Origin of the sequence: Pseudomonas sp. ICMP 8385 (assembly GCF_002699915.1) — a bacterium.
GTDB classification, from domain to species: Bacteria; Pseudomonadota; Gammaproteobacteria; order Pseudomonadales; family Pseudomonadaceae; genus Aquipseudomonas; species Aquipseudomonas gessardii.
The window spans coordinates 182,437-206,029 of record NZ_LKBY01000001.1; the positions used below are offsets into that span (position 1 = coordinate 182,437).

General features: G+C 61.9%; 20 protein-coding genes and 1 other RNA gene. 18 read left to right on the forward strand and 3 right to left on the reverse strand.

Going from position 1 to position 23,593, the window contains the following annotated elements:
* Window positions 1–41: 41 nt before the first annotated feature.
* Both AO268_RS00915 and AO268_RS00920 read right to left on the reverse strand, forming a co-directional pair.
* Entirely contained in the window at window positions 42–413 is a 372-nt protein-coding gene (locus tag AO268_RS00915) for a YraN family protein (RefSeq protein ID WP_099167625.1), read from the reverse strand.
* Window positions 413–2,224, reverse strand: a complete 1,812-nt coding sequence (locus AO268_RS00920; protein WP_099167627.1) for a penicillin-binding protein activator — start codon at window positions 2,222–2,224, stop codon at window positions 413–415. The genes AO268_RS00915 and AO268_RS00920 overlap by 1 nt, the downstream gene beginning before the upstream one ends.
* 219 nt (window positions 2,225–2,443) lie before the next feature.
* Between AO268_RS00920 and rsmI the strand changes: the two genes are divergently transcribed.
* The 18 genes from rsmI to lpxC all read left to right on the forward strand — a co-directional run bounded on the left by rsmI (window position 2,444) and on the right by lpxC (window position 21,917).
* On the forward strand, window positions 2,444–3,316 hold the full coding sequence (gene rsmI / locus AO268_RS00925; RefSeq protein WP_076963508.1) for a 16S rRNA (cytidine(1402)-2'-O)-methyltransferase: 873 nt from the start codon (window positions 2,444–2,446) through the stop codon (window positions 3,314–3,316).
* Window positions 3,317–3,411: 95 nt separating this feature from the next.
* Window positions 3,412–3,765: RNase P RNA component class A (gene rnpB, locus AO268_RS00930), an RNA gene on the forward strand.
* A gap of 354 nt (window positions 3,766–4,119) precedes the next feature.
* Window positions 4,120–4,575 carry a division/cell wall cluster transcriptional repressor MraZ gene (gene mraZ, locus AO268_RS00935; protein ID WP_003171868.1) on the forward strand — a complete coding sequence of 152 codons (456 nt, stop codon included), beginning with the start codon at window positions 4,120–4,122 and terminating at the stop codon, window positions 4,573–4,575.
* Entirely contained in the window at window positions 4,572–5,519 is a 948-nt protein-coding gene (rsmH, locus tag AO268_RS00940) for a 16S rRNA (cytosine(1402)-N(4))-methyltransferase RsmH (protein WP_076963507.1), read from the forward strand. The genes mraZ and rsmH overlap by 4 nt, the downstream gene beginning before the upstream one ends.
* On the forward strand, window positions 5,516–5,809 hold the full coding sequence (gene ftsL / locus AO268_RS00945) for a cell division protein FtsL (RefSeq protein WP_076963506.1): 294 nt from the start codon (window positions 5,516–5,518) through the stop codon (window positions 5,807–5,809). Before rsmH ends, ftsL begins: the two co-directional genes overlap by 4 nt.
* Window positions 5,809–7,551, forward strand: coding sequence for a peptidoglycan D,D-transpeptidase FtsI family protein (locus tag AO268_RS00950; RefSeq protein ID WP_162843722.1), 1,743 nt, complete (start codon window positions 5,809–5,811; stop codon window positions 7,549–7,551). The genes ftsL and AO268_RS00950 overlap by 1 nt, the downstream gene beginning before the upstream one ends.
* Window positions 7,551–9,014, forward strand: coding sequence for a UDP-N-acetylmuramoyl-L-alanyl-D-glutamate--2,6-diaminopimelate ligase (locus AO268_RS00955; protein WP_099167629.1), 1,464 nt, complete (start codon window positions 7,551–7,553; stop codon window positions 9,012–9,014). The genes AO268_RS00950 and AO268_RS00955 overlap by 1 nt, the downstream gene beginning before the upstream one ends.
* Window positions 9,007–10,377, forward strand: coding sequence for a UDP-N-acetylmuramoyl-tripeptide--D-alanyl-D-alanine ligase (locus AO268_RS00960; RefSeq protein WP_099167631.1), 1,371 nt, complete (start codon window positions 9,007–9,009; stop codon window positions 10,375–10,377). Before AO268_RS00955 ends, AO268_RS00960 begins: the two co-directional genes overlap by 8 nt.
* A complete protein-coding gene (gene mraY / locus AO268_RS00965) occupies window positions 10,377–11,459 on the forward strand; it encodes a phospho-N-acetylmuramoyl-pentapeptide-transferase (protein ID WP_029297824.1) in 1,083 nt (360 codons plus the stop codon). Before AO268_RS00960 ends, mraY begins: the two co-directional genes overlap by 1 nt.
* A gap of 6 nt (window positions 11,460–11,465) precedes the next feature.
* Window positions 11,466–12,812, forward strand: coding sequence for a UDP-N-acetylmuramoyl-L-alanine--D-glutamate ligase (gene murD / locus AO268_RS00970; protein ID WP_099167633.1), 1,347 nt, complete (start codon window positions 11,466–11,468; stop codon window positions 12,810–12,812).
* Window positions 12,809–14,032 (forward strand): putative lipid II flippase FtsW, encoded by a 1,224-nt coding sequence (gene ftsW / locus AO268_RS00975; protein ID WP_057958504.1) that lies wholly within the window; start codon window positions 12,809–12,811, stop codon window positions 14,030–14,032. The genes murD and ftsW overlap by 4 nt, the downstream gene beginning before the upstream one ends.
* Window positions 14,022–15,092: an undecaprenyldiphospho-muramoylpentapeptide beta-N-acetylglucosaminyltransferase gene (gene murG, locus AO268_RS00980; protein ID WP_076963500.1), complete on the forward strand. Its 1,071-nt coding sequence runs from the start codon at window positions 14,022–14,024 to the stop codon at window positions 15,090–15,092. Before ftsW ends, murG begins: the two co-directional genes overlap by 11 nt.
* Window positions 15,085–16,536, forward strand: coding sequence for a UDP-N-acetylmuramate--L-alanine ligase (gene murC, locus AO268_RS00985; RefSeq protein WP_099167635.1), 1,452 nt, complete (start codon window positions 15,085–15,087; stop codon window positions 16,534–16,536). The genes murG and murC overlap by 8 nt, the downstream gene beginning before the upstream one ends.
* Window positions 16,533–17,492 carry a D-alanine--D-alanine ligase gene (locus AO268_RS00990; protein ID WP_099167637.1) on the forward strand — a complete coding sequence of 320 codons (960 nt, stop codon included), beginning with the start codon at window positions 16,533–16,535 and terminating at the stop codon, window positions 17,490–17,492. The genes murC and AO268_RS00990 overlap by 4 nt, the downstream gene beginning before the upstream one ends.
* A 4-nt stretch (window positions 17,493–17,496) precedes the next feature.
* Window positions 17,497–18,363 (forward strand): cell division protein FtsQ/DivIB, encoded by an 867-nt coding sequence (locus AO268_RS00995; RefSeq protein ID WP_076963497.1) that lies wholly within the window; start codon window positions 17,497–17,499, stop codon window positions 18,361–18,363.
* 15 nt (window positions 18,364–18,378) lie between these two features.
* Window positions 18,379–19,638 carry a cell division protein FtsA gene (gene ftsA, locus AO268_RS01000; RefSeq protein WP_029297837.1) on the forward strand — a complete coding sequence of 420 codons (1,260 nt, stop codon included), beginning with the start codon at window positions 18,379–18,381 and terminating at the stop codon, window positions 19,636–19,638.
* A 64-nt stretch (window positions 19,639–19,702) separates the two neighbouring features.
* Window positions 19,703–20,893 carry a cell division protein FtsZ gene (gene ftsZ / locus AO268_RS01005; RefSeq protein ID WP_057444456.1) on the forward strand — a complete coding sequence of 397 codons (1,191 nt, stop codon included), beginning with the start codon at window positions 19,703–19,705 and terminating at the stop codon, window positions 20,891–20,893.
* 112 nt (window positions 20,894–21,005) lie between these two features.
* Window positions 21,006–21,917, forward strand: coding sequence for a UDP-3-O-acyl-N-acetylglucosamine deacetylase (lpxC, locus tag AO268_RS01010; RefSeq protein WP_029297841.1), 912 nt, complete (start codon window positions 21,006–21,008; stop codon window positions 21,915–21,917).
* Window positions 21,918–22,133: 216 nt separating this feature from the next.
* On the opposite strand, the gene AO268_RS01015 is transcribed toward lpxC, so the two are convergent.
* Window positions 22,134–23,456 carry an OprD family porin gene (locus AO268_RS01015; RefSeq protein ID WP_099167639.1) on the reverse strand — a complete coding sequence of 441 codons (1,323 nt, stop codon included), beginning with the start codon at window positions 23,454–23,456 and terminating at the stop codon, window positions 22,134–22,136.
* Window positions 23,457–23,593: the final 137 nt, after the last annotated feature.

A 23,593-nucleotide genomic window follows, 5' to 3' on the forward strand; every position in this document is an offset into this window, starting at 1 on the left:
AAAAGTGTGCGGTGAAGATGTCCGACCTGCCCAGGTGGTGCTCAGCCGTCGAAGGCATTGCGCAGCCAGTGCAGATCAGCGGTTCCGTGGGGCGTGCTTTGTATGGCAACCACATCGAAACGGCAGGGGGCGTCAGCCCAGCGCTGTTCACTGAGCAGGAAAAACTGCGCGGCGAGTATCAGCTTTTGGCGTTTACGCTCGTCGATACTGGCGAGCGCACCACCCCATTGTGCGTATTTTCTGTAGCGGACTTCGACAAATACTACTGTATCGCCGTCAAGCATGACCAGATCAAGCTCGCCGCGTTTACATAACCAGTTCTGCGCCAGCAGGCGCAGACCCTGTTGCTGCAAGTGTTCAAGTGCTTGTTGTTCGGCATCCTTGCCGCTTTGTGCGCTGGAGCGTGGGGGCATCAGCGCGGGGTATCGGGCAGGCGTTCGATCTGGCCGCTGACAAACTTGGCCCACGGCATCTGGCGTTCGATCCGCTGGCTTGGGCTCATGCCCAGGTTGCCGGAAAGGCCATCGATACGGGTATCGGGCAGCGCCTTGAGTTGACCCAGGCGTGGTGCCAGGCGGTAGGCGTCTACGCCCATCGCATAGAGGCGGCCCAGGCTGCCATTGGCTTGTGGCCATTGTGCGGTGACCTGGTTACGCAGCGGGTCGGTGGTGTTGAGCAGCCACGGCGTTTCACAGAACATAATGCTGTTCATGTCGTTGTACTGGTTTTTGTCGCCACTGGCACTGAACACGTGGGAAGTGGCATACACCGGCACATCGCCTGCGTACTGGAAATTCAGCGTCGGCTTGATCTGCTGGGCCTGTTGCGGCGTCACGGCGAGGAAGATGAACTCGATATCCTGGCGACGCGAGGGCTGTGCCGCGACATCCGCGCCAACTGTGCTTTGCAGGCTCTTGGCGCGACCTTCGCTCTGGCGCAGCTTGAACAGATCGGCGATCTGCTGGGCCAGGGCCACAGGCTGGTCGACATATTCGACGCCGATCAGGGTGCCGCCGTTGGCTTCCCAGTCCTGGCGGAAGGCCTTGAGCACGCGCTCGCCCCATTCGCCTTTGGGCACCATGGCAGCGGCGCGGTGCAGGCCGTCAGCGCGGGCGCGACGCGATACTTCGCGGGCTTCGTCTTCGGCCGCCAGGCCAAACTGGAACAGTTGCGCCGGGGCTTGGTCGCCCTCGCTGTAGTTCAGCGCCAGGGTGGTGATGGGCAATTGCGGGCGGGCGCTGAGTTGCTTGACCAGCGGCTTTTCCAGCGGGCCGATCACCAGTTGCACGCCGTCAGCCTGGGCCTTCTTGTAGAACTCATCGAGGGAGCTGACGCGTGAGCTGTCATAGACCTCGATGACCGGAGGCTTCTGCCCGGCCTGTTGCGCCTGGTAGTGCGCGGCCATGAAGCCTTCGCGCAGGGCCTTGGCCACGCTGGCCAGCGGGCCTTGTTGCGGCAACAGCAGGGCGATTTTATTCAGGGGCTGGCTGGCCAGCTCCTTGAGCCTGGTCAGCGGCGTCGGCAGTTGCACCGCCGCCGGGTGTGCAGGGTTCTGCGCACGCCAGGTATCAATGGCAGCTTGCTGCTGCTCCAGGGTGCCGGCGTTCTTGATGGCCTGGGCCAGGGTGATCCAGCCGTCGAGCACCGGGTTGCCGCTGGCCTGCAGCTGCTCGCCAGGCACGGCGGCAATCAGGCTCCAGATGGCTTCGTGGTTGCTCGCGGCGGCATCGCCGGTGAGCAACGGGGCCATGGCCACGCGTTCGCGGGCGGCGGCCAGGGTCTGGCCGTCGGCTTCATAGGCGCGAGCATGCACGGTGGCGGTGCGGATCTGCTGCTCCGGCGGCAATTCCTTGAGGTTTTGCAGGCTTGGGTGGCTCAGCGCCGCCAACGCTGCCTTGGGCTGGTTGCGGCCCATGGCCAGTTCTGCCGTGAGGGTGCTGGCAAAGATCTGGGCGGCTGGCTTGAGGCTGTCCAGTGGCACTTGCGCGAGGATCTGCGCGGAGCGTGCTGGATTGTTCTGCTGGAAAGCCATGTCTGCCGCGCTCAGGCGCAGCAGTGCAGCGTGTTCCGGGGTCTTGGCCGAAGTCGCCTGTTCGAGCAACTGTTCGATGGTGGCATCCGGGGTCCGTGGGAGTTCGCCAAGGCTGGAGGAGGGCGAGCTGGCGCAAGCCGCCAACAGGGCAGCAAGGCAGAGGGCAGAGAACAGCCGCAGGCAAGCGATCATGTAAGTGTTCCTGATACCGATCAAATTAGCGTGGAATTGTACCCAAGCACTGGCCGGGGCGCGATGTTACTGGCGTGAAACCGTCTATTTAGATCGTTTAAATGTTGCAGGGTGTCAGTAACCACCGCAAACAGACCGTCTGGACGCGACCCCGTTGGCGCATTTTCTTGACGTCTACGCGCTACAATATGGCTTTTGCCAATCATCGAGGTGTGCGCTTTGACTGCTCCAGGTCCTTTGAATTCCACTGCTGGCTCGCTTTTTGTGGTGGCGACGCCCATTGGCAACCTGGACGACATCAGCGCGCGGGCGCTGAAAGTGTTGCGCGAAGCCAAGTTGATTGCGGCGGAAGACACCCGGCACTCGCTGCGCCTGATGCAGCACTTCGGTATCGCCACGCCCTTGGCTGCCTGCCATGAACACAATGAGCGTGACGAGGGTAGCCGCTTTATTACCCGCCTGCTCGCAGGCGATGACGTGGCGTTGATTTCCGATGCCGGTACGCCGTTGATCTCCGATCCGGGCTACCACCTGGTCCGTCAGGCACGTGCCGCGGGTATCAATGTAGTCCCGGTTCCCGGGGCGTGCGCGTTGATTGCGGCCTTGTCGGCGGCGGGCTTGCCGTCCGACCGCTTTATCTTCGAGGGTTTCCTGCCGGCCAAGGCCGTGGGGCGCCGGGCGCGCCTGGAACTGTTGAAGGAAGAGCCGCGCACCCTGATCTTCTATGAAGCGCCGCACCGTATCCTCGAATGCCTGCAGGACATGGAGCTGGTCTTTGGTGGTGAACGCCTGGCCCTGCTGGCGCGGGAGCTGACCAAGACCTTTGAAACCCTCAAGGGCCTGCCGCTGCAAGAGCTGCGGGCGTTTGTCGAGGGTGACAGCAATCAGCAGCGCGGTGAGTGCGTGGTGCTGGTTGCGGGCTGGACGGCGCCGGAAAGTGAAGATGCCGTGGGCAGCGAAGCGATGCGTGTGCTGGACCTGCTGCTCAAGGAAATGCCACTCAAGCGCGCCGCGGCCCTGGCCGCAGAAATCACCGGGGTGCGCAAGAACGTGTTGTATCAGGCCGCGCTTGATAAGCAAAAGAGCGAATAGTTCCAGGGTTTAACGCGCACGGCGTCGGAACATGATGGCAATGCTGTCTTTTAATACTTGTTCTAAGGCCGCCGTGCCGTTAACCTTCGCGGCGGAGAGTCGATTGGACAGTCGCTGCCCTCTATGAAAATTAGGGGGGGGAGGAAAGTCCGGGCTCCATAGGGCGAAGTGCCAGGTAATGCCTGGGGGGCGTGAGCCTACGGAAAGTGCCACAGAAAATAACCGCCTAAGCACTTCGGTGCCGGTAAGGGTGAAAAGGTGCGGTAAGAGCGCACCGCGCGACTGGCAACAGTTCGTGGCTAGGTAAACCCCACTTGGAGCAAGACCAAATAGGGTTCCAAGGCGTGGCCCGCGCTGGAACCGGGTAGGTTGCTAAAGATGTCCAGTGATGGCCATCGTAGACGAATGACTGTTCAAGACAGAACCCGGCTTATAGATCGACTCTCCACCTTTTTCCTTTTGCACGAGTCTCGGGCAGAAACCAGGTAGTAACGCAAGAATCCCTCCCTGCCAAATCATTGGCAGATGCGTCTTCGTAATACCGAAAAAATCTTACTCTTAATAAATTACTTTAAGTTCCAGCTCTAGCTCTTTGAGCTGTTTGGGGTTGTTGAGTCAAAAACATCGCCGAACTCCCGTTTCTCCTCCTTTTACGCTCCTAAATCTCCGTTCTGTAAGGCTTTTCCTTTAATCCGCGCCTTGACGGTGTGGTGGGCGCATTCCTATAGTGTGCGCAAGTGGCGGAAAGTGGCACAAAGTGGGTTTTTTGAACGTAAAACGCTAAAATTTGGAGAAACGCACCTGTGTTTCGCGGAGCTAACGCTATCAGTCTCGATGCAAAAGGCCGTCTCGCCATGCCGAGCCGGTATCGTGACGAGCTCATTTCGCGAAGTTCCGGGCAATTAATCATCACGATTGATGCCGTTGACCCTTGTTTGTGTGTTTACCCCCTCGATGAGTGGGAGTTGATTGAAACCAAGTTGCGCGCTCTGCCTTCGTTGCGTGAAGAAAACCGTCGCCTGCAACGTTTGCTGATTGGTAATGCCGTCGATCTCGAACTCGATGGCAGTGGTCGTTTCCTGGTTCCACCGCGTCTGCGCGAATACGCCAAGCTCGATAAGCGCGCGATGCTGGTAGGCCAACTGAACAAGTTCCAATTGTGGGACGAAGATGCCTGGGATGCTGTGTCTGCAGCTGACCTGGCTGCTATTCAACAACCGGGCGCCATGCCTGATGAACTGCGTGATTTGATCCTGTGACTATTGATAGCGGCTTTAACCACATCACCGTGCTGCTTGACGAAGCCGTCGAGGCTCTCGCCGTGCGCCCTGATGGCTGCTATCTGGATGGCACATTCGGGCGCGGCGGGCACAGCCGGTTGATCCTCAGCCGGCTCGGCCCGCAGGGCAAACTCCTCGGGTTCGATAAGGATCCCCAGGCGATTGCCACCGGGCAAGCGCTAGCGGCCGAAGACGGCCGCTTTGTCGTTGTGCAGCGCAGCTTCGCCGAGTTGGGCGCGGAAGTCGCCGAGCGGGGCATGGCGGGCAAGGTGGCCGGGGTCCTGCTGGACCTGGGCGTGTCCTCGCCGCAGCTGGACGACCCGGAGCGTGGCTTCAGTTTCATGAACGATGGCCCGCTGGACATGCGCATGGACCCGAGCCGTGGCATCAGCGCCGCGCAGTTCATCGCCACCGCGCCCCACGAAGAAATCACCCGTGTGTTCAAGGAATACGGCGAAGAGCGCTTCGCCGGCCGCATGGCGCGTGCCGTGGTCGAACGCCGGGAGATCCAGCCGTTCGAGCGCACCGCCGACCTGGCTGAAGTGCTGAAAGTCGCCAACCCGGCGTGGGAGAAGGGCAAGAACCCGGCAACCCGCGCATTCCAGGGCTTGCGTATTCACGTCAACAACGAATTGGGTGACCTGGAGGCTGGCCTTGAGGCGGCCCTGGAGTCCCTGGAGGTGGGTGGTCGCCTGGTGGTGATCAGCTTCCACTCCCTGGAAGACCGTATCGTCAAACTGTTTATGCGGCGTCTGGTCAAGGGCGAAACCGATAACCTGCCGCGCAACCTGCCGGTACGGTTTGAAGCCTTTGTGCCGAAAATCAAAGTCCATGGCAAAGCGCAGTTCGCATCCGAAGCCGAACTCAAGGCCAACCCACGTGCGCGCAGCGCCGTCATGCGCGTTGCGGAGAAGCTGCGGTGAGCAGGCTTTTCGCCAAGCCCCTGCCGGGCGGCAGCTTCTTTATGATGCTGCTGTACGTCGGCGTGCTGGTGTCCGCAATTGCGGTGTCCTACAGCGCCCACTGGAATCGCCAGTTGCTCAATAGCCTGTACGGCGAATTGAGCGTGCGCGACAAGGCCCAGGCGGAATGGGGTCGCTTGATCCTGGAACAAAGCACCTGGACGGCCCACAGCCGCATCGAAGTGCTGGCCGCCGAACAGCTGAAGATGCACATTCCTGGCGCCGCGGAAGTCCGCATGGTGGCGCCATGATGAAACTCGAAGGCGCACTCTACCCGTGGCGCTTCCGCGTCGTGCTGGGCTTGCTCGCGTTGATGGTGGGCGCGATTGCCTGGCGCATCATCGACCTGCAAGTGGTGGATCGCGACTTCCTGATCGGCCAGGGCGATGCCCGCAGCCTGCGGCATATCCCGATTCCTGCGCACCGCGGGCTGATCACCGACCGTAACGGCGAGCCCCTGGCTGTCAGTACTCCGGTGACCACCCTGTGGGCCAATGCCAAGGAACTGCAAGTGGCCAAGGACAAATGGACCGAGCTGGCCCACGCCCTCGGCCAGGACCCCAAGGCCCTCAAGGACCGTCTTGAAGCCCAGGCCAATAAAGAATTCATCTATCTGGTTCGCGGCCTCACCCCTGAACAGGGCCAGGGCGTGCTCGACCTGAAAATCCCCGGTGTCTACGGCATTGAGGAGTTTCGGCGTTTCTACCCGGCCGGCGAGACCACTGCCCATATGGTGGGCTTCACCGACATTGACGATCACGGCCGCGAAGGGGTGGAACTGGCCTACGACGAGTGGCTGGCCGGGGTTCCCGGCAAGCGGCAGGTCATCAAGGATCGGCGCGGCAGACTGATCAAGGATGTCCAGGTCACCAAAAACGCCAAGGCCGGTAAGCCCTTGGCGTTGTCGATTGACCTGCGCCTGCAATACCTGGCCAACCGCGAGCTGCGCAACGCCATTATCGAGAACGGCGCCAAGGCCGGCAGCCTGGTGATCATGGACGTGAAGACCGGCGAGATCCTCGCCATGGTCAACCAGCCGACCTACAACCCGAACAACCGTCGCAACCTGCAACCGGCGATGATGCGCAACCGCGCGATGATCGACGTGTTCGAGCCGGGTTCGACCATGAAAGCCATCTCCATGAGTGCGGCCCTGGAATCCGGGCGCTGGAAGCCCACCGACAAGGTCGAGGTCTATCCCGGCACCCTGCAACTGGGCAAATACACCATTCGCGACGTCTCCCGTAGCGAAGGCCCGGTGCTGGACCTGACCGGCATCCTGATCAACTCCAGTAACGTGGGCATGAGTAAAGTCGCCTTTGATATCGGCGGCGAGACCATCTACCACCTGGCGCAGAAGATCGGCCTGGGCCAACCCACGGGCCTGGACTTCCCGGGCGAGCGCGTCGGCAACCTGCCCAACTACCGTGAATGGCGCAAGGCCGAGACCGCGACCCTGTCCTACGGCTATGGCCTGTCGGTGACCGCGATCCAGCTGGCCCACGCCTTTTCCGTGCTGGCCAACAATGGCCGTATGACGCCTTTGAGCCTGATCCACGTGGACGAAGCGCCGAAATCCGAACAGGTCATCCCGGAAAACGTCGCCAAGACCATGCAGACCATGCTGCAACAAGTGATCGAGGCGCCACGCGGCGTGTTCCGTGCCCAGGTGCCGGCCTATCACGTGGCCGGCAAGTCTGGTACCGCGCGCAAGACCTCGGTGGGCACCAAGGGCTACGCGGAAAACTCCTACCGCTCGCTGTTCGCCGGCTTCGGTCCCATGAGCGACCCGCGCTACGCCATCGTGGTGGTCATCGACGAACCGAGCAAGGCCGGCTACTTCGGTGGCCTGGTCTCGGCGCCGGTCTTCAGCAAAGTCATGTCCGGCACCCTGCGTTTGATGAACATTACGCCGGATAACCTGCCGCCGACCCAACAAGCCAACGCCGGACCACCGGCTGCTGCTGTAAAAGCCAATGGAGGGCGCGGCTGATGTCTCTTAGCCTGAACAAGATTTTCGCCCACGCTGGCCGCGATCTGTTGATTCGCGAACTGAGCCTGGACAGCCGTAGCGTACGCGCCGGCGACCTGTTCCTGGCCGTGCCGGGCGGTAAGCTCGATGGCCGGGCCCATATTGCCGACGCCTTGCAACGCGGTGCGGCGGCCGTGGCCTATGAAGTCGAAGGCGCCACTGTATTACCGATGACCGATGTGCCGTTGATTCCGGTCAAGGGCCTGGCAGCGCAGCTGTCGGATATCGCCGGGCGTTTTTATGGCGACCCGAGCCGCCAGCTCAACCTGATTGGCGTCACCGGCACCAACGGCAAGACCAGCGTTACCCAGCTGGTGGCCCAGGCGCTGGACCTTTTGGGGCAGCACTGCGGCATCGTTGGCACCCTGGGCACCGGTTTCTATGGCGCGCTGCAAAGCGGCCTGCACACCACGCCGAACCCGATTGCCGTACAGGCGACCCTGGCCGACCTGAAAAAGGCCGGGGCCAAGGCGGTGGCCATGGAAGTGTCGTCCCACGGCCTGGACCAGGGCCGGGTGAGTGCCCTGGCGTTCGACGTGGCGGTGATGACCAACCTGTCCCGCGACCACCTGGATTACCACGGCAGCATGCAGGCGTACGCCGCCGCCAAGGCCAAGCTGTTCGGCTGGACTGACCTGAAGTGCCGCGTGGTGAACCTCGATGACGCATTCGGTCGCCAACTGGCCGCCGAAAAAAGCGAAGCGCGCCTGATCAGCTACAGCCTGGAAGACGCCAGCGCCTACCTGTATTGCCGCGAAGCCCAGTTCAATGACGAAGGCGTACTCGCTACGCTGGTCACGCCCCAGGGCGAGCACCATTTGCGCAGCACCTTGCTCGGTCGCTTCAACCTGAGCAACGTCCTCGCGGCCATCGGCGCCTTGCTGGGCCTGGATTACGCCCTGGATGAGATCCTGCGTGTATTGCCCAAGCTCGAAGGCCCGGCCGGGCGCATGCAGCGCCTGGGGGGCGGGACGCAGCCACTGGTGGTGGTCGACTACGCCCACACCCCGGATGCCCTGGAAAAAGTCCTCGAAGCCCTGCGCCCTCATGCCAAGGGCAAGTTGCTGTGCCTGTTCGGCTGTGGCGGCGACCGCGATCGCGGCAAACGCCCGCTGATGGCCGAGATCGTCGAGCGCCTGGCCGACGGCGTGCTGGTCACCGATGACAACCCGCGCAGCGAAACGCCGAGCCAGATTTTCGAGGATATCCGCGCCGGCTTCAAAGACGCCGCCCACGTGACGTTTGTGGCCGGTCGTGGCGCGGCCATTGCCCAATTGATTGCCAGCGCCAGCGCTGACGATGTGGTGGTCCTGGCTGGTAAAGGCCATGAGGACTACCAGGAAATCAACGGCGAGCGTCATGCCTTCTCCGATCTGGTCGAGGCCGATCGCGCCTTGACCGCGTGGGAGGTGGCCCATGCTTAAGGCCATGCAGTTCAGCGCACTGACCCAGGCTTTGTCGGCCCGTGTGTTGTCGAGCGATTGCAGCTTCGACGGTGTCAGTATCGACAGTCGCAACATCAAGTCGGGGCAACTGTTTGTCGCCCTGGCCGGCCCGCGTTTCGACGGGCATGACTACTTGAATGAGGTGGCGGCCAAAGGCGCGGTCGGCGCCCTGGTGCAGCGTGAAGTCACTGACTCGACCCTGCCGCAGTTGCTGGTGGTCGACACCCGCCTGGCCCTTGGCCAATTGGGCGCGCTGAACCGCGCCGCGTTCACCAATCCGGTGGCGGCGATCACCGGTTCCAGCGGCAAGACCACGGTCAAGGAACTGCTCGCCGGTATTCTGCGTACGCGCGGGCCGGTGCTGGCCACCCGTGGCAACCTGAACAATGATTTTGGCGCACCGCTGACCCTGCTGGAACTGGCCCCGGAACATACCGCCGCCGTGATCGAGCTGGGCGCGTCGCGCATTGGCGAGATTGCCTACACCGTGGCCATGACCCGGCCGCACGTCGCCATTATCAACAACGCCGGGACCGCCCACGTTGGCGAGTTTGGCGGCCCCGAGAAGATCGTCCAGGCCAAGGGTGAAATCCTTGAAGGCCTGGACGCTTCCGGGACCGCAGTCCTGAACCTCGATGACAAGGCCTTTGAAACCTGGCGTGGACGTGCCGCCGGGCGCAAGGTCTTGAGCTTTGCCGTGCACAACGCCGCAGCCGACTTCCATGCCTCGAACATCACGCTCGACGCCCGTGGCTGCCCGGCCTTCACCCTGCACAGCCCGCAGGGTGACGAGCACGTGCAACTGAACCTGCTGGGCAACCATAACGTTGCCAACGCCCTGGCTGCTGCGGCTGCCGCCTACGCTCTGGGCGTGTCGCTGTTCGGCATTGCCACCGGCCTTGGCGCCGTGCAGCCGGTCAAGGGCCGCACCGTGGCACAACTGGCGAGCAACGGCATGCGCGTGATTGATGACACTTACAACGCCAACCAGTCCTCGGTCTGCGCGGCCATTGACCTGCTCAAAGGCTTCGCCGGGCGCAAGGTCCTGGTACTGGGCGATATCGCCGAACTGGGCGACTGGGCCGAACAGTCCCACCGTGAAGTGGGTGCCTACGCCAGTGGCAAGGTCGACGCCCTCTACGCCGTCGGCCCGAACATGGCCCATGCCGTCGCTGCGTTCGGTGCAGGCGCGCGGCATTTCGCGAGCCAGGCCGAATTGATCCAGGCGCTGGGCGCGGCCGAACAAGACAAACACACAACCATTTTGATCAAGGGATCGCGCAGCGCGGTGATGGAAAACGTCGTCGCGGCCTTGTGTGGCTCAAGTACGGAGAAACATTAATGCTGCTGCTGCTGGCTGAGTATCTGCAACAGTTCCACAAAGGCTTCGCGGTCTTTCAGTACCTGACCCTGCGCGGGATCCTGGGTGTGCTGACCGCGCTGTGTTTGTCGCTGTTCCTCGGGCCATGGATGATCCGTACTCTGCAAAACCTGCAGATCGGCCAGTCCGTGCGCAATGACGGCCCGCAGTCGCACTTGTCCAAGTCCGGCACACCGACCATGGGCGGCGCGTTGATCCTGTCGTCCATCGGCATCAGCACCTTGCTCTGGGCCGACCTGGCCAACCGCTATGTGTGGGTGGTGTTGCTGGTGACCCTGCTGTTCGGTGCCATCGGCTGGGTCGATGACTACCGCAAGGTGATCGAGAAGAACTCCAAGGGCCTGCCAAGCCGCTGGAAGTACTTCTGGCAATCGGTGTTCGGCCTGGGCGCGGCGATCTTCCTTTATATGACGGCGCCAAGCGCGGTGGAAACCACCCTGATTTTCCCGATGCTCAAGGATGCCAGCATCCCGTTGGGCATTGGCTTCGTGGTGCTGACCTATTTCGTGATCGTCGGCTCCAGCAACGCGGTCAACCTGACCGATGGCCTTGATGGCCTGGCGATCATGCCGACCGTCATGGTGGGCGGCGCCCTGGGCATCTTCTGCTACCTGTCGGGTAACGTGAAATTCGCCGAATACCTGCTGATCCCTTATGTCCCGGGCGCGGGTGAATTGATTGTGTTCTGCGGCGCGCTGATCGGTGCCGGGCTGGGCTTTTTGTGGTTCAACACCTATCCGGCCCAGGTGTTCATGGGCGACGTCGGCGCCCTGGCGCTGGGTGCGGCCCTGGGCACCATTGCCGTGATCGTGCGCCAGGAAATCGTCCTGTTCATCATGGGCGGCGTGTTCGTGATGGAAACCCTGTCGGTGGTGATCCAGGTGGCGTCCTTCAAGTTGACCGGCCGCCGCGTGTTTCGCATGGCGCCGATTCATCACCACTTTGAACTCAAGGGCTGGCCGGAGCCACGGGTGATCGTCCGTTTCTGGATCATCACCGTGATTCTTGTGCTGGTTGGCCTTGCCACCCTGAAACTGAGGTAGAAACGAGTGTCCCTGATCGCTTCAGACCACTTCCGCATCGTTGTCGGCCTCGGCAAGAGCGGCATGTCCCTGGTTCGCTTCCTGGCGAACCGGGGCACGTCGTTTGCCGTGGCCGATACGCGGGAAAATCCACCGGAGCTGGTCACGCTGCGCCGTGACTACCCGCACGTGGAAGTGCGTTGTGGCGAGTTGGATGTGGAATTTCTGTGCCGTGCCGACGAACTCTACGTGAGCCCCGGCCTGGCCCTGGCAACCCCGGCCCTGCAAGCGGCAGCGGCGCGTGGCGTGAAATTGTCCGGCGATATCGAGCTGTTTGCGCGTAACGCCAAGGCGCCCATCGTGGCAATCAGCGGTTCCAACGCCAAGAGCACCGTCACCACCCTGGTCGGCGAAATGGCGGCTGCGGCCGGCAAGCGCGTGGCAGTGGGCGGTAACCTCGGTACGCCGGCCCTGGATTTGCTCAGCGACGATATCGAGCTGTACGTCATGGAACTGTCGAGCTTCCAGCTGGAGACCACCGATCAGCTCGGCGCCGAAGTGGCCACCGTGTTGAATGTCAGCGAAGATCATATGGACCGCTACAGCGGCCTGCCGGCTTATCACCTGGCCAAGCACCGGATCTTCCGTGGTGCGCGGCAAGTGGTGGTCAATCGCCAGGATGCCCTGAGCCGTCCGTTGATGGGCGAGGGCCTGCCATGCTGGACGTTTGGCCTGAGCAAACCCGATTTCAAGGCCTTTGGTATCCGTGAAGAGCATGGCGAGAAATACCTGGCCTTTGAATTCCAGAACCTGATGCCGGTGCGTGAACTGAAGATCCGTGGTGCCCACAACCAGTCCAATGCCCTGGCGGCCCTGGCGTTGGGGCACGCGGTTGGCTTGCCGTTCGACGCGATGCTGTCGAGCCTGCGCACCTTTGCCGGCCTCGAACACCGCTGCCAGTGGGTGCGCGACCTGGAGGGCGTGAGCTACTACAACGATTCCAAGGCCACCAATGTCGGCGCCGCGCTGGCCGCCATCGAAGGCCTGGGTGCCGATATCGACGGCAAGCTGGTGCTGATCGCCGGTGGCGATGGCAAGGGCGCCGACTTCAAGGACCTCAAGGGCCCGGTGGCTGCCCATTGCCGCGCCGTGGTGCTGATGGGCCGTGACAGCGACTTGATCGCCGCCGCCCTGGGCGACGCAGTGCCGCAAGTGCGCGCCACCTCCCTGGACGAGGTCATTGCCCAGTGCCGTGCCCTGGCCCAGCCCGGTGATGCGGTGCTGCTGTCGCCGGCGTGCGCCAGTTTCGACATGTTCAAGAACTACGAAGAACGCGGCCAGTTGTTCGCCCGTGCCGTGGAGGGCTTGGCATGAGTCTGGACCTGAAGAACATCATCAAGCCGTACCCATCGCCGATCATTACCGGGCGCGGGATCGACCTCGACTTCCCGATGCTTGCCGGTTGCCTGGCGCTACTGGGCCTGGGCCTGGTGATGATCACCTCGGCGTCCTCGGAAGTGGCCGCCGTGCAGTCGGGCAACACCCTGTACCACATGATCCGCCACCTGATTTACCTGGTGATTGGCCTCGGTGCGTGCATCGTCACCATGATGATCCCTATCGCCACCTGGCAGCGCCTGGGTTGGCTGATGCTGCTCGGTGCCTTCGGCCTGTTGGTGATGGTGATCGTCCCCGGCATTGGCCGCGAGGTGAACGGTTCGATGCGCTGGATCGGCTTCGGCGCGTTCAACGTACAACCTTCGGAAATCGCCAAGGTGTTCGTGGTGATTTACCTGGCCGGTTACCTGGTGCGTCGCCAGAAAGAAGTGCGGGAAAGCTGGATGGGCTTCTTCAAGCCGTTCATCGTGCTGCTGCCCATGGCTGGCCTGTTGCTGATGGAGCCGGACTTCGGCGCCACCGTGGTGATGATGGGCGCTGCGGCCGCGATGCTGTTCTTGGGGGGCGTTGGCTTGTTCCGCTTTGCCCTGATGGTTGGCCTGGCGGTGGCGGCCGTGACCATCCTGGTGCAGGCGCAACCCTACCGGATGGCACGCCTGATCACCTTTACCGACCCGTGGTCCGACCAGTTCGGCTCCGGCTACCAGTTGACCCAGGCGCTGATCGCCTTCGGTCGCGGCGAGTGGCTGGGCGTGGGCCTGGGCAACAGCGTGCAGAAGCAGTTCTACCTGCCGGAAGCCCATACCGACTTCGTGTTCTCGGTACTCGCCGAAGAACTGGGCGTGGTTGGCTCCCTGGCCACCGTCGGGTTGTTCGTGTTCGTCTGCGTGCGGGCCATGTACATCGGCCTGTGGGCCGAGAAAGCCAAACAGTTTTTTGCCGCCTATGTGGCGTACGGCCTGGCCTTCCTGTGGATCGGCCAGTTCCTGATCAACATCGGCGTGAACGTCGGCCTGCTGCCGACCAAGGGCTTGACCCTGCCGTTCCTCAGCTATGGCGGCAGCTCGTTGGTGATCTGCTGTGCCTGTCTGGGCTTGTTGCTGCGTATCGAGTGGGAGAGTCGAACCCATTTGGGCAGCGAAGAGATGGAATTTAGCGAGAGCGATTTTGCCGAGGAGCCGACCCATGGGCGCTAACGTGCTGATCATGGCCGGTGGCACCGGCGGCCACGTGTTCCCGGCGCTGGCCTGTGCCCGTGAGTTCCAGGCCCGCGGCTACACCGTGCATTGGCTGGGGACGCCCCGTGGCATCGAAAATGAATTGGTCCCGGCGGCCGGTTTGCCCCTGCACCTGATCAACGTCAGCGGCCTGCGCGGCAAGAGCAAATTGTCGCTGCTCAAGGCACCGTTGGTGTTGCTCAAGGCGGTATGGCAGGCACGCAAGGTGATCCGTGAGTTGAAGCCGGTGTGTGTGCTGGGCTTTGGTGGCTATGTCACCGGTCCCGGCGGTGTGGCCGCGCGGTTGGCCGGTGTGCCGGTGATCGTCCACGAGCAAAACGCTGTGGCCGGTACTGCCAACCGCCTGTTGGCGCCATTGGCGGCGCGGGTCTGCGAGGCATTCCCGAATACGTTTGCAGCCATGGACAAGCGCCGCACCACCGGTAACCCGGTGCGTACCGAACTGTTTATGGACATTGCCCGCCAGGCCCTGACCGGGCGCAAGGCGCACCTGCTGATCCTGGGTGGAAGCCTGGGCGCCGAGCCGTTGAACAAATTGCTGCCAGAAGCGCTGGCGCAACTGCCTGTGGACCTGCGTCCCGAGATCTTCCACCAGGCTGGTAAGAACCACGATGAAGTGACTGCCGCCCGCTACCGCGAGGCCGGGGTCGAGGCGACGGTCGAGCCCTTTATCAAAGACATGGCCCATGCCTATGGCTGGGCCGACCTGGTGGTCTGTCGCGCAGGTGCGTTGACCGTCAGTGAACTGGCTGCCGCCGGTCTGCCGTCCTTGCTGGTGCCCTTGCCCCATGCCATCGACGATCACCAGACCCGCAACGCCGAATATTTGGCCGGGGAGGGCGCTGCCTTCCTGCTGCCGCAAAGAACGACTGGCGCCGCCGACCTGGCCGCACGCCTGACTGAGGTTTTGATGCAACCCGAACGACTGAACAGCATGGCGAGTACCGCAAGCCGCCTGGCCAAACCCGACGCCACCCGCAGCGTGGTCGATATCTGCCTGGAGGTGGCCCATGGTTGAGAATCAAAAAGCCATGCCACAACCGGAAATGCGCCGCATCCGGCGCATCCACTTCGTCGGTATCGGCGGCGTGGGCATGTGCGGGATCGCCGAGGTGTTGCTGAACCTGGGTTACCAGGTCTCCGGTTCCGACCTCAAGACCTCGCCGGTCACCGAGCGCCTGGAATCGTTTGGCGCGCAGATCTTTATCGGCCACCGTGCCGAGAACGCCGCGCAGGCCGATGTACTGGTGGTTTCCAGTGCCGTGAACACCACCAACCCGGAAGTGGCCACTGCCCTTGAGCGGCGCATTCCCGTGGTGCCCCGCGCCGAGATGCTGGCCGAGCTGATGCGCTACCGCCACGGTATCGCGGTCGCCGGCACCCACGGCAAGACCACCACCACCAGCCTGATCGCCTCGGTGTTCGCCGCCGGCGGCCTGGACCCGACCTTCGTGATCGGTGGCCGCCTGAATGCAGCAGGTACCAATGCACAACTGGGGACCAGCCGCTATCTGATCGCCGAAGCCGATGAGAGCGATGCCAGCTTCCTGCACCTGCAGCCGCTCGTGGCCGTGGTCACCAACATCGACGCCGACCATATGGCGACCTACGACGGTGACTTCAACAAGTTGAAGAAAACCTTCGTCGAGTTCCTGCATAACCTGCCGTTCTACGGTTTGGCCGTGGTGTGCCTGGACGATCCGGTGGTGCGGGAAATCCTGCCGCTGGTCAAGCGTCCTACCGTGACCTACGGCTTCAGCGAAGACGCCGACGTACGTGCGATCAATGTCCGTCAGCAAGGCATGCAGACCTTCTTTACCGTGCTGCGCCCGGATCGTGAACCCTTGGATGTGTCGGTGAACATGCCGGGCAACCACAATGTGCTCAATTCCCTGGCGACCATCTGCATCGCCACCGATGAGGGCGTCAGCGATGAAGCCATCGTCGAAGGCCTGTCGGGCTTTGCCGGCGTGGGCCGGCGCTTCCAGGTCTACGGCCACCTGCCGGTAGACGGCGGCGACGTGATGCTGGTGGATGACTACGGTCACCACCCGACCGAAGTCGCGGCCGTGATCAAGGCCGTGCGCGGTGGTTGGCCGGAGCGTCGCCTGGTGATGGTCTACCAGCCGCACCGCTACAGCCGTACCCGCGATCTGTACGACGACTTCGTAAATGTATTGGCTGATGCCAACGTATTGCTGCTGATGGAAGTCTACCCGGCCGGTGAAGAACCGATCCCCGGTGCCGACAGCCGCAAGCTGTGCAACAGCATCCGCCAGCGCGGGCAACTGGACCCGATCTATATCGAGCGGGGTGTGGACCTGGCGCCGATCGTCAAGCCGCTGCTGCGTGCCGGCGACATCCTGCTGTGCCAGGGTGCCGGTGATATCGGCGGCCTTGCCCCTAAATTGCTGGCGAGCCCGCTGTTTGCTGCCGCCGCTGTACAGGGGAAGTCGAAATGACTACGAACTACGGCTCCCTGTTCTCCACCATCGCGCCTGCCGACTTCGGCCGCGTAGCCGTGCTGTTCGGCGGCAAGAGCGCTGAGCGCGAAGTGTCGCTCAAGTCCGGCAATGCCGTGCTCCAGGCGCTGCAAAGCGCCGGGGTGAACGCTTTTGGCATCGACGTGGGCGATGACTTCCTCGCCCGCCTGCAGGCCGAGAAGATCGACCGCGCCTTTATCATTCTTCATGGCCGTGGCGGTGAAGACGGCAGCATGCAGGGCCTGCTGGAGTGCGCCGGCATTCCCTACACCGGCAGTGGCATCCTCGCCTCGGCCCTGGCCATGGACAAGTTGCGCACCAAGCAGGTGTGGCACAGCCTGGGCATTCCGACGCCGCGTCACCGCGTGTTGTGCAGCGAAGACGATTGTATTTCGGCGGCCAAGGAACTGGGCCTGCCTTTGATCGTCAAACCAGCCCATGAAGGCTCCAGTATCGGCATGGCCAAAGTGAACTCGGCCGCCGAATTGATCGACGCATGGAAAGCGGCCAGTACCTACGATTCGCAAGTGTTGGTGGAACAGTGGATCCAGGGTCCCGAGTACACCATCGCCACCCTGCGTGGCCAGGTATTGCCGCCCATCGCATTGGGCACGCCTCACACCTTTTATGACTACGACGCCAAGTACCTGGCTTCCGATACCCAGTACCGGATCCCATGCGGCCTCGATGCAACCAAAGAGCAGGAATTGATGGACCTCACGGCGCAAGCCTGTGAGGCGTTGGGTATCGCCGGTTGGGCGCGGGCAGACGTGATGCAGGATGACCAGGGGAACTTCTGGTTCCTGGAAGTCAACACCGCACCGGGCATGACCGACCACAGCCTGGTGCCCATGGCTGCACGCGCAGCCGGCCTGGACTTCCAGCAGTTGGTGCTGGCGATTCTGGCGGCTAGCTATATAGAGGCACGAGGTTAAGACCATGCAAGGCGCATCGCTTCGTCATCAGCCACCCGCTCCCGGCCGCAAGCCGGTGCCGCGGGGTGCCAGTCGAATGGTGGCTAAAGAGCCGATGTCGGCGCGCCTGCCGAAAGCCAACTTTGGTTTTCTCAAGGCCCTGTTCTGGCCGGTGTTGTTGGTGGCGTTGGGCTTTGGCACCTATGAAGGTGCGCAGCGCCTGTTGCCGTATGCCGACCGCCCGATCAGCAAGATCAGCGTGCAGGGCGACTTGAGCTACATCAGCCAGCAAGCGGTGCAGCAGCGGATCGCGCCTTTTGTCGCGGCGAGCTTCTTCACCATCGACCTGGCAGGCATGCGTGCCGAGCTGGAGCAGATGCCGTGGATTGCCCACGCCGAAGTACGGCGCGTGTGGCCGGATCAAGTGACGATCCGCCTGGAAGAGCAACTGCCCGTGGCCCGCTGGGGCGACGAAGCGCTGTTGAATAACCAGGGCCAGGCGTTCAACCCGCGTGAGCTGGCCAATTACGAGCATTTGCCGCAGTTGTTCGGGCCGCAACGGGCACAGCAACAAGTGATGCAGCAGTACCAGGCGTTGAGCCAGATGCTGCGGCCACTGGGCTTCTCCATTGCGCGCCTGGAATTGCGCGAGCGGGGCAGCTGGTTTTTGACCACCGGGGCAGGCAGTTCCGGCCCGGGCATCGAGTTGTTGCTGGGACGCGACCACCTGGTGGAAAAGATGCGCCGCTTTATCGCCATCTACGACAAAACCCTGAAAGAACAGATTACGAACATTGCGAGCATCGACCTGCGTTACGCCAACGGCCTGGCCGTTAGCTGGCGCGAACCGGCTGCGCCCACGACAGCGCAGCCCGCTGTCGCGAAGAATTAAGAAGAGGCAGGACCCATGGCAAACGTGCAAAGCGGCAAAATGATCGTCGGTCTCGATATCGGCACCTCCAAAGTGGTGGCGCTGGTAGGCGAGGTCGCGGACGACGGCACGCTGGAAATCGTCGGAATCGGCACGCATCCGTCCCGGGGCCTGAAGAAGGGCGTGGTGGTCAATATCGAGTCCACCGTGCAATCGATCCAGCGCGCCATCGAAGAGGCGCAACTGATGGCCGGCTGCCGGATTCACTCGGCGTTCGTCGGTGTGGCGGGCAATCACATCCGCAGCCTGAACTCCCACGGCATCGTGGCGATCCGCGACCGTGAAGTCAGCTCGGCCGACCTGGAGCGCGTCCTCGACGCCGCCCAGGCCGTGGCGATCCCGGCTGACCAGCGTGTGTTGCACACCCTGCCGCAGGACTACGTGATCGATAACCAGGAAGGCGTGCGTGAGCCCCTGGGCATGTCGGGCGTACGTCTGGAAGCCAAGGTTCACGTGGTGACCTGCGCCGTGAATGCCGCACAGAACATTGAAAAATGCGTGCGCCGCTGCGGCCTGGAAATCGACGACATCATTCTTGAGCAGCTTGCTTCCGCGTATTCGGTCCTGACCGACGACGAAAAAGAGCTGGGCGTGTGCCTGGTGGACATCGGCGGCGGCACCACCGATATCGCGATTTTTACCGAAGGTGCGATCCGTCACACTGCGGTGATCCCGATTGCCGGCGACCAGGTGACCAACGACATCGCCATGGCGCTGCGCACACCGACCCAGTACGCCGAAGAAATCAAGATCCGCTACGCCTGCGCCCTGGCCAAGCTGGCCGGTGCCGGTGAAACCATCAAGGTGCCGAGCGTGGGCGACCGCCCACCGCGCGAACTGTCGCGCCAGGCCCTGGCCGAAGTGGTCGAGCCGCGCTACGACGAACTGTTCACCCTGATCCAGGCTGAACTACGCCGCAGCGGCTACGAAGATTTGATCCCGGCCGGCATCGTGCTGACCGGTGGCACCTCGAAGATGGAAGGCGCGGTTGAACTGGCCGAGGAAATCTTCCACATGCCGGTCCGCCTGGGCGTGCCCCATGGCGTCAAGGGCCTGGGCGACGTGGTGCGCAACCCGATTTATTCCACCGGTGTGGGCTTGCTGTTGTATGGCCTGCAAAAGCAGACCGACGGCATTTCCCTGTCGGGCATTGGCAGCCGCGAAAGCTATAGCAGTGACGAGCCCAAAGCGCCGTTGCTGGAGCGCCTGCAAGCCTGGGTGAAAGGCAATTTCTAACGATTTACCGCAACACCGTTTCAAGTAGTAGGCGAAAAAACTAGAGAAATGAAGGAGAGGGAAAATGTTCGAACTCGTAGACAACATCCCCGCAAGCCCGGTTATTAAAGTAATCGGTGTTGGCGGTGGCGGCGGCAACGCTGTCAATCATATGGTCAAGAGCAACATTGAAGGCGTTGAATTCATCTGCGCCAACACTGATGCCCAGGCGCTCAAAAGCATCGGCGCGCGGACCATCCTGCAATTGGGCACAGCCGTGACCAAGGGCCTGGGCGCTGGCGCCAATCCAGAAGTCGGCCGTCAAGCCGCCCTGGAAGACCGCGAGCGTATTGCCGAAGTGCTGCAAGGCACCAACATGGTGTTTATCACCACCGGCATGGGCGGCGGTACCGGTACCGGTGCGGCGCCAATCATTGCCGAAGTGGCCAAGGAAATGGGGATCCTGACGGTCGCGGTCGTGACCCGTCCGTTCCCGTTCGAGGGCCGCAAGCGCATGCAGATCGCCGACGAAGGCATCCGTCTGCTGTCTGAAAGCGTGGACTCGTTGATCACCATCCCCAACGAGAAACTGCTGACCATCCTCGGTAAAGACGCCAGCCTGCTGTCGGCTTTCGCCAAGGCCGATGACGTACTGGCCGGTGCCGTTCGCGGTATCTCCGACATCATCAAGCGTCCGGGCATGATCAACGTCGACTTTGCCGACGTGCGTACGGTCATGAGCGAAATGGGCATGGCGATGATGGGCACTGGCTGCGCCAGCGGTCCTAACCGTGCACGCGAAGCGACCGAAGCGGCCATCCGCAACCCGTTGCTCGAAGACGTGAACCTGCAAGGTGCCCGCGGCATCCTGGTGAACATCACCGCCGGTCCCGACCTGTCCCTGGGTGAGTACTCCGACGTGGGTAGCATCATCGAAGCCTTCGCTTCCGAGCACGCGATGGTCAAGGTCGGTACCGTTATCGACCCGGACATGCGCGACGAACTGCATGTGACCGTGGTTGCCACGGGTCTGGGCGCAAAAATCGAGAAGCCTGTGAAGGTCATCGACAATACCGTGCACACCAGCCAGGCCTCGGCCGCCGCTCCAGCACCTGCTCGCCAGGAACTGCCGTCGGTGAACTACCGTGACCTGGATCGTCCGACCGTGATGCGCAACCAGGCCCAGGCCGGTGCTGCGGCGTCCCGTAGCCCGAATCCGCAAGATGATCTGGACTACCTGGACATCCCGGCTTTCCTGCGTCGTCAGGCCGATTAATGGAATGTATCAGGGCTATGAAGGTGATTGGTGTTCAGCAAAGGTCTGGTCTGTTATTATCGCCAGCCTTTGTTGATACCAGTTCGCAATTTGCGCTGAAGCGGTCCAAGCCATGATTAAACAACGCACCCTGAAGAATATTATCCGTGCCACAGGTGTAGGTCTGCACTCCGGGGAGAAGGTATACCTGACCCTCAAGCCCGCACCTGTCGACACCGGCATCGTGTTTGTTCGTGCCGACCTGGACCCTGTGGTGCAGATTCCTGCTCGCGCGGAAAACGTTGGCGAAACCACCATGTCGACCACATTGGTCAACGGTGACGTCAAAGTGGACACGGTGGAGCACTTGCTCTCGGCCATGGCTGGCCTGGGCATCGATAACGCCTACGTCGAGCTCTCCGCGTCTGAAGTCCCGATCATGGATGGTAGCGCTGGACCTTTCGTATTCCTGATTCAATCTGCCGGCCTGGAAGAACAGGACGCAGCCAAGAAGTTCATTCGCATTCTGCGGGAAGTGACAGTAGAAGACGGTGACAAGCGCGCCACCTTCGTTCCGTTTGAAGGCTTTAAAGTGAGCTTTGAGATCGATTTCGATCACCCGGTATTCCGTGACCGCACCCAAAGTGCAAGCGTGGATTTTTCCAGCACTTCGTTTGTAAAAGAAGTCAGCCGCGCCCGTACCTTTGGTTTCATGAGTGACATCGAGTACCTGCGCAAGCACAACCTCGCACTCGGCGGCAGCGTGGAAAACGCCATCGTGGTCGACGCGGATGGTGTACTGAACGAAGACGGCCTTCGCTATGAAGACGAATTCGTGAAGCACAAGATCCTCGATGCAATTGGTGACCTCTACCTGCTGGGCAATAGCCTGATAGGTGAGTTCAAAGGCTTCAAGTCGGGCCATGCACTGAACAACCAGCTCCTGCGCAAGTTGATTGAGCAGAAAGATGCCTGGGAAGTCGTGACCTTTGAAGATGCCAGCACTGCACCGATCTCTTACATGCGTCCCGTTGCGGCGGTGTAAGTAACCACTCTCTTTCTTTAGTTTTTAAAGGCTGCCTTCGGGTGGCCTTTTTTTATTTCTGCGTTATGGCCATGCTTCGCCGCCGACCTGGTGGTCGTTGAAGGCCTTGCAGTGATTGACGTCAATCATCAACAGGGCCCAGGGCTCGGTCGAGCGGCGGGCGCGCTCCCATTTCAGGGGTAAGCGGCCCGCATTGGCAAAAAAGATAATGGGCCGTCAGAACACATTGATCGGGTAATCGACAATCACCCGGTACTCATCCACATCGCGGTCCACTGCCGAGTAGCCATTGCTGCCACGGTTGGTCGCCCATTGCAGGCGTACGGCCAGGTCCTTGGCCTTGCCGCCCTGTACCACGTACTTGAGGTCGATATCCCGTTCCCAGTGCTTGGCGTTCTTGCCATCGGCGCTGTACCAGGCCGAGTAGCCCCGGCTATTGGGATCGACCTTGGTCAGGTCGGTCTTGCCGCTGATATAGGACACTGCCGAGGTCAGGCCGGGCACGCCAAGGCCAGCGAAGTCATAGGCGTACTTGAGCTTCCACGAGCGCTCGTTGGGGCCGTTGAAGTCCGAGTATTGCTGGGAGTTGTCCAGGTACACGCTGTCGCCCTGGACGATGTAGTCGAACGGCGTGTTGCCGTTGACCCGCTGGTATGCGGCGGTGACGCTGTGATTGCCCACGCCCACGGTGAAATGCAGGCTGTAGGTGTTGTTGTCGATATCCCCCAACAGGGCATGGCCGGTGTCCTGGGTATGGTAGAAGTGCAGGCCGGGGTTGAGGCTGACCAGGTCGTTGAGTGTGTAGGTGTAGTCCAGGTCGTAGTAGTACTGGTTCCACACGTCCTTGAGTTCGGCGGCGTACAGGTTGCTGGTCAGCCCTGGCAAGCCGCTCCAGGCTACGCCGGCCCAGGTCATATGCTGGCTGTCCTGGCCCTTGGGCAGCACGCCATAACTGGTGCCGATGCGCCCGTGGCCACTCTGGTTGTAGAGCTTGGCAAAACTGGCCTGGCCGCCTTCGAGCATCCAGCCGTCAAGGCTGTGGTTGGTCAGGCTGACACCACGGAAGGTCTCGGGCAGCATGCGGGTCATGCCACCGGCAATCACCGGGTTGTTGAGGAACAGGTCGCCGGCTTTGAGTTCGGTATCCAGGGCGCGCATTTTCAGGGTGCCGCCACCGGTGGAAAACGAGCCCGGCGCTTTGCCGTTGCCGCTGCCGTACGGCAGGATGCTGGAGCCGTCGGTGCCGCCGCCGCCGTCCAGTTTCAGGCCGAGCATGGCATGGGCGTCCAGGCCAAAACCCACAGTGCCCTGGGTGTAGCCGGACTCGAAGATCCCGAGCAAACCCTGGCCCCACTCTTTGCTGTCGTCGGTGTGGGTGTCACGACGGTCGCGGTTCATGTAGTAGTTGCGGGTGTTGATCGTGAGGCTGGAGCCTTCGACAAAACCGTCAGCGGCTGGGGCGTCTGCTGCATGGGCGAGCGGGGGGATAGTTGCTGCAATTGCGAGGAATAACGGGGTGAGTGTCAGCGCGGTTTTCACCGGGGGAGCTCCTTTGGGTCAGTCTAAATGGCCAATGTTGTGGGGCGTTCCTGGCCTTTTTTACGGCAAAAAAAAGCCGCTGAAGTCAGCGGCTTTAAGACAGATTCCCAGTATAGAGCCCTGGCAATAAGTCGAGG